The sequence below is a fragment of the Marinococcus tarijensis genome (assembly GCF_054971385.1).
The window spans coordinates 1-1,771 of sequence record NZ_JBQOJA010000071.1 but is presented as its reverse complement, the minus strand read 5'-3'; the positions used below and the strand labels follow the sequence as shown (position 1 = coordinate 1,771).

2 protein-coding genes are annotated in these 1,771 nt (G+C 53.5%); both read right to left on the bottom strand.

Annotation, left to right across the window (positions count from 1 at the left end):
* Window positions 1-15: 15 nt before the first annotated feature.
* On the bottom strand, window positions 16-756 hold the full coding sequence (gene istB, locus ACTTK7_RS17170) for an IS21-like element helper ATPase IstB (RefSeq protein WP_462869320.1): 741 nt from the start codon (window positions 754-756) through the stop codon (window positions 16-18).
* The coding region (locus tag ACTTK7_RS17165) for a transposase (protein WP_462869319.1) at window positions 746-1,771 on the bottom strand (1,026 nt) is incomplete at its 5' end. The genes ACTTK7_RS17165 and istB, both read right to left, overlap by 11 nt.

Below are 1,771 nucleotides of genomic sequence, written 5' to 3'. Positions count from 1 at the left end.
GAAACTTTCGGTCACTTAAGAAGAAGTCATTTTCTTTTGATGGGAGAGCGCGTGCTTCAGTCGATAGCTTTCCCCTTTAAATGCAATGATGTGGGCATGGTGGACCAACCGGTCCACCAGAGCTCCCGTTAATCGGTTGTCTCCAAAAATACGATTCCACTGCCCAAATTCTAAATTCGTGGTGACGATCACGCTTTTGCGTTCGTAACAGTCGGTAATCAGATGAAATAATAATTCGGCTCCTTCTTTTTGAAAAGGCACATATCCCAGCTCATCCAAAATCAGGACATCGCACTTGTCCAATCCTCGTTTGAATTTGCCTAGCGTTCCGGCACGAAAGTGTTCTTCCAGCTGCTGCACGAGGGAAGCGACCTGAAAGAAACGAACTTCTTTGCCCTGATGGCACGCCTCCTGGCCCAAGGCTGTCGCCAGATGGGTTTTGCCGGTGCCGGAAGACCCCATGAGAATGACATTTTCCTGGTGGTCGACAAACTGCAGGGATGTCAGGGACGGCTGGGTCAAGGTTGCTGGTAACTGGACCGTTTCGGTCCATTCATAGGCCTCCAGGGTTTTTCGTTCCCGAAACTTGGCTTTTTTGATCAGGCGGGCAATTCGGGCCTGGTGGCGTCCTTCCACTTCCTGGCGCAACACGCCGGCCAGAAACGACCGTGGGTCGTCAAAAGGTACCTGTTCCACCTCGTCCGGCAGGTGAGCCAGATGAAGGGTTTTACATAACTGCTGTAACTCATCGTTCATCCGAAAGCCCTCCCATCTCTACTAAGGCATCATAGGAATACAAATCGGTTTCCACACCAGCGATAGTCAGGGGCGTATGGGTTTCTTCCCAGGGTTCCGGGAACGCCAGGGACTGTGCCTGAATCATGGCCTGTAATTCCGAGCTGGTTGCCTCCCGGCGTCCGGGAATGGTAAATAAGGAAGCGATCGTCAGCCATTCATACCCTTCGTCGATCAGGGCCCGTAACCGGGAGACCCGGGCTTTCGTTTGGGCTGGTTCCTCCAGGAGATACGATTGAACCGATTCCGGGAGGTACGAAAGGTACCGGGAATAAGGGACGGACCGCGGCTTTTGGTTCCAGTGGCTCAAAATATTCGACCATGGCAGCGCCTGACGCTTCCCCATATACGCGCGTTCGGTACGGTAAAGAGCTTCCCCCGAAGGGGGATAAAACGTGACGTCATTCCATCGTTTCTCTACCACCAGGGTTTGTTTGGGACGAGCGCCGGGAACCAGAATTTTCTCCTGATCGAGTGGCACTTCCCCGTATTTATTGACCACCCGGGTCGTGATCGTCGATATCGGATACGATCGGGACGGGAGGGGCAATAAATGCGGTTGCTCTTCCTCCCACAACGCAGCGATCATGGTTTCCTTCCGATAGTGCCGGCGGTACTGATCGGCTTTCATTCGTGTGTTCATCCAATCCGCCAACTCGGGGAAACTGGTCATGACCGGCTCGGGAACAAACAGCCGCTGTCGAGTATAGCCCACTTTCTTTTCGACGTTGCCTTTTTCGTGCCCGCTGGCCGGGTTACAGGCCTGGACCTCAAACCGGTAATGGGCCTGAAAGGCCAAAAAACTTTCCGTGAAGGTGCGTGCCTCTCCTTTTCCCACCGTCACCACAGCCGCCGGTAAATTATCGATGCGCAGGTGAGTAGGCACACCTCCGGCTTGCTCAAATAACTGCTCAAGCCCGGTGAGGAAGCATTCGATGTTTTCCGCCGGTAACGGATACGCAAAGCCTCGATTGCT

What these genes read in the sequence shown, in the direction of transcription:
- istB (WP_462869320.1), bottom strand. Translation starts at nt 756, where the DNA reads ATGAACGATGAGTTACAGCAGTTATGTAAAACCCTTCATCTGGCTCAC.